The sequence below is a fragment of the Acidovorax sp. IB03 genome (assembly GCF_016406015.1).
Classification (GTDB): Bacteria; Pseudomonadota; Gammaproteobacteria; order Burkholderiales; family Burkholderiaceae_C; genus Acidovorax; species Acidovorax temperans.
In genome coordinates, this window is the sequence record NZ_JAEFCH010000072.1 from 1 (window position 1) to 3,788 (window position 3,788).

Here is a 3,788-nt window from a genome sequence, read left to right on the forward strand (position 1 = left end):
CTGGGTTTCCATCCAGCTATTCTCACGTCACTGGAGCTAAATAGATACCCCTTATATTTAAACAGTCTTTATCAAGGAGTTCGACCATGGAAGTGATTGATACGCTGTACACCGTCACCCTGCAAGACTGCCCCGATGAAGTGCCAGAGCGGGCGCGCGCGCAAGCCGAGGCACGTTATGCCAAGGCCTTGGAGCAGGCGCTTGGAGGCCCGGAAGAAGTGGCTGCCGCGCTGGACACGACGTCGGGGCTGGAAGGTGCTGCCGACGAAGATATTTCGCAAGCAGACCTGGAGCTGGCAGCACGCTGGGCCAAGGCTTGCACCACTGCGAGGCAGGCGGGATTTCGCGATCTGGGCGAAGCAGAGTGCATGTACTTTGATGTGCGCCTTTCCTGACGCGTGACATGGGCATGAAGGGTCTTGAGGAATGCGTTGCCGCTCCTGCAAGCCCCTTCCAGCGGGTCCATTCACCAACGGTGGGGGATGAACAGTAAGCAGGTGCGCATCCAGCCGCAGAGCTCAGATACAAATCGCGACAACGCGATGCCCCGATGCGAATTTGTCTGACACTTGGAACTGCGGGCTTTTGGTGGAATCTCATCCACTGGCTATTGAGGCCAGAGTGGGATGGACCATTGAGGCCCCCGCGTCCCCAATCAACGGTGTTCACACCCTATGAAGGAGCAACGCCATGACATCCAGTCACCTCTCTTCGCAAGCCGTTGCTTTGCTGGCATTTGTTGCCACGGTGACTTTGGCACTCGTGGCAGCCCTGGTGGGCTCCGCGCCCGATTGGGTGGTGCAGTCGGCAGACTCTCTGCCGCTGCTCCCTGGGCAACTGGACATGCTTTTACCTGTAGAACCTGCACGCTGAGTGGCTAACACAGCGCTGTGCAGACCACCGCTTACACGCTGAGCTGAAGCCGCAGATCCCCTGGGCTTGATGCCTTCAAGGAGCCATCAGAGCCAATCGCCTGCGGGCTTGCGCTGCGGCTTCTGCGTCCCCTGCGACCTGGGCCAGATCAGCCTGCACGGTCAGCCATGCCATCAGGGGGCGTCGCCAGCCCTGGGCTGAAGCGGCGTCTACTGCCAGTGCGACCACTTCGCGCCCGGCCTGCCCTGCACGGAACAAGGTGCCAGCGGCCACCAGGCGCGAGAGGGGATCTTCCACCCCCTTGAGCACGGCCGCAGCGTTGGCAGCACTCGACTGCGCCAAGGCGGTAGCCACCGGGCGCTGCGCGGGCGGCAACAAAGCCAGTTCATCAGCCGCCAAGGGGCGGCCCAGCAGGTAATTGGCGTAGGCTTTTTCAGGGCCTGCGGCATCCTGCTGCAGGGCCTCAAAGGGCGGGCAAGCTTGCGTCAGCGCCAAGCTGGCTGCCTGCGCCGCACAGCGCAACAGTTCTGCCCGGGCCACCAGGTCCAGCCGGCCAGTGCTGGCGAGCTCTCGGCGTGCACGTGCCCACTCCTGCCCCTCTACCCGGCTGTTGCCTGTCAGGTAGGCCTGCAAGGCCTTTTCGGTGGAGCCGTGCGCATTCATCTGCCAGTCTGGGATGGCGGGCTTGCTGGAACAAGCTGCGAGGGCAGCGCACACCAGCAGCGGTGCCCAAACGGTGCGCAGGCGGCGCGCAGACAGGCTGGAAGACTCAGGTGCCCAGCAGGCCCGTGCGGTCTGAAAAAAGCGAGTGCGCTGTGTCATGGCAGTCGAATCTCGGTGTCGCGCGCAAAAGGCCATTTGCGCTGGATTTCGTTCACCAGGCTTTCCACCTTGCGCAGGTTGCTTTCCACATCGGCGCGCAAGGCGCCCAGGTCGGTGGTGGCTTCGCGGGTGTTGGCGCCGATGGCCTGAGCCTCCACCAGCACCGCATCCACCTTCTTGAGGCTATTGCGCGTCTCGGCCAGCAAGGCATTGAGCTGCCCAACCGAGGCCCGCAGGTCAGGCACCAGCGCGTCTTTGCCGTTCTCACCAAACACCTGGCGATCGGCCTGCTTGGCCAGGCCATCCAGGCGCGCCAGCAGGGTGTTGGTGCGCTCCAGCGTGGTGATGATTTTTCGGGCATCGGCTTCGTTGCCCATCAGCACGCCCAGGGCGCCACCGGGGCCGTTCAGCTGCTGGGTCAGGGCCTGCACGTTGGCTAGGCTGCTGCCCAGGGCTGCGTCTTGCGCGGTGAGGGCATTGAGGTTGCCCAGCAGTTCACGGGCGGACGCCATCAACTGCGGAATCTCGGCCGTGGCATCGCCACGCAACACGGGGCGCACGGCACCGGCAGGCAACGGTGGGTCGGTCAGGATGCCGCTGTACGCGCGGATGTTGGTGCCCCCCACCACGCCGCGCACCAGCGTGAACACGCTGGACTCGCGCAGCCAGTGCGCGTCTTTCTGGGCCACATCCACCACGATGCGGGCGTTGCCGGTTTCGGCCAGTTCAATGCGGCGCACGCGGCCGATGGGAAAGCCCGAGAACGTCATGTCCATGCCTACCACCACGCCTTCAGAGTCATCGGCAGTGAGCACCAGGGTTTGCGTGGGCTCAAACGCACCCCGCGCATACAGCAGGTACAGGCCGGACCCCACGATCAACGCCAGCGTGAACAGCAGCAGCATCGCGGCCTTCAGCTCCAGATAGGCCACAGGACGCAGGGATTCCACATGCGCAGCATCGGCAGCGATGGGCGTGCCCGCCGGATCGGGTGGCGCAGCAGATGGGGGCGGGGGTACGGAAGGGTTCATGGCAAACAATCTGTACGGCCCCAACGGGCCGGGGATGGTGGGGGCATGGTCTGGTTCAGGGGCCGCATCAGTAGTAGTTCCCCACCAGCGAGCCAACTTCGATGAGCAGCAGCACGGCAAACATGCGCGCCAGCCCGCCCAGTTCTGAATCGGGCTGCGTGCGCTCGCCCGTGTCGTACAACCCGGCGGCCATGGGGATGAGCGCCACCGCCAGGCTGAACAACACGGTTTTGATGACGAAGACCAGCGTGACCGCAGGCGCAAACACATGCCCAAACATGCGCGTGTAGCTGGGCAGGCCCGCCAGGCTGAAGCCATACACGCCGAGGTAGGCCAACACCAGGGCGACCACGCAGCTCAACGCCGCCAGGGTGATGCAGGCAAACACGCCCGCTACGGCGCGGGGCAGCAGCTCCACACGAATGGGGTCAGCCCCCGCATGGCTCAGGCGGGCCAGGTGGCCAGACTGGCGCAGCAGCGCCAGCTGCGTGCCGTTGGGAATGGTGCAGCGCATGGCCACGAACAGCGCAGCCGTCAAAGGGATCAGCTCCAGCACCAGCACGCGGATCACCATCTCCAGCGCGTAGCGCGACAAGCCATAGCTGATGGCCGTGACAACCACGATGCGCGTGAGCACCAGGCTGATCAGCGCTGCCAACACGGTAAAACCCAGCAGCACCGGGGCGGTGTCCAGATACAGGTGGCGTGCCAGAGCGCGCCGGGTGACCTTGCCGTAACTGGACGGCGACAGCACCAGCACACACACCACGGCACCCAGGTACAAGATGCGCCACCAGGCCAGCGCCCAGCGCCGCACCACGCCCCAGGCGCGTTCGGACAGGGAAAGGCCGGGCAAGCGCGAAATCATGGCTGGATCATAGCTGCGCACCGGGCCACACCGCGTTTCAGGCAGCGGCCGATGACATCAAACGTTTTTGGCCTCCAGCGCTTATCCATCAAGCGCCGCCAGCTATCAAAACAGAAGCACACAAAGCACTTTGAAACATGGCGGATTCAAGTCCAAGTGCAACATTTATTGTTGTTGCTCAGTGCACAGACTCA

Annotated in this window: 5 protein-coding genes; 2 read left to right on the forward strand and 3 right to left on the reverse strand. The window is 63.8% G+C overall.

Going from position 1 to position 3,788, the window contains the following annotated elements; genetic code table 11:
• Positions 1-86 precede the first annotated feature (86 nt).
• Together IHV84_RS19965 and IHV84_RS19970 are read left to right on the forward strand one after the other, a co-directional pair.
• The gene (locus IHV84_RS19965; RefSeq protein ID WP_198848136.1) at positions 87-395 is read left to right on the forward strand and encodes a hypothetical protein; all 309 of its coding nucleotides are present in this window, start codon (positions 87-89) and stop codon (positions 393-395) included.
• Between the two features lie 295 nt (positions 396-690).
• On the forward strand, positions 691-873 hold the full coding sequence (locus tag IHV84_RS19970) for a hypothetical protein (protein WP_082759319.1): 183 nt from the start codon (positions 691-693) through the stop codon (positions 871-873).
• Positions 874-948: 75 nt separating this feature from the next.
• On the opposite strand, the gene IHV84_RS19975 is transcribed toward IHV84_RS19970, so the two are convergent.
• From IHV84_RS19975 to IHV84_RS19985, 3 genes are all read right to left on the reverse strand, one after another.
• Positions 949-1,695, reverse strand: a complete 747-nt coding sequence (locus IHV84_RS19975) for a hypothetical protein (protein WP_233100152.1) — start codon at positions 1,693-1,695, stop codon at positions 949-951.
• Positions 1,692-2,726, reverse strand: a complete 1,035-nt coding sequence (locus IHV84_RS19980; RefSeq protein ID WP_198848137.1) for an MlaD family protein — start codon at positions 2,724-2,726, stop codon at positions 1,692-1,694. The genes IHV84_RS19975 and IHV84_RS19980 overlap by 4 nt, the downstream gene beginning before the upstream one ends.
• A gap of 67 nt (positions 2,727-2,793) precedes the next feature.
• Positions 2,794-3,594 (reverse strand): ABC transporter permease, encoded by an 801-nt coding sequence (locus tag IHV84_RS19985; protein WP_198848138.1) that lies wholly within the window; start codon positions 3,592-3,594, stop codon positions 2,794-2,796.
• Positions 3,595-3,788 lie beyond the last annotated feature (194 nt).

Coding starts and splice junctions, on each gene's coding strand:
- IHV84_RS19965 (WP_198848136.1), top strand. CDS start 87: ATGGAAGTGATTGATACGCTGTACACCGTCACCCTGCAAGACTGCCCC.
- IHV84_RS19970 (WP_082759319.1), top strand. CDS start 691: ATGACATCCAGTCACCTCTCTTCGCAAGCCGTTGCTTTGCTGGCATTT.
- IHV84_RS19975 (WP_233100152.1), bottom strand. CDS start 1,695: ATGACACAGCGCACTCGCTTTTTTCAGACCGCACGGGCCTGCTGGGCA.
- IHV84_RS19980 (WP_198848137.1), bottom strand. CDS start 2,726: ATGAACCCTTCCGTACCCCCGCCCCCATCTGCTGCGCCACCCGATCCG.
- IHV84_RS19985 (WP_198848138.1), bottom strand. CDS start 3,594: ATGATTTCGCGCTTGCCCGGCCTTTCCCTGTCCGAACGCGCCTGGGGC.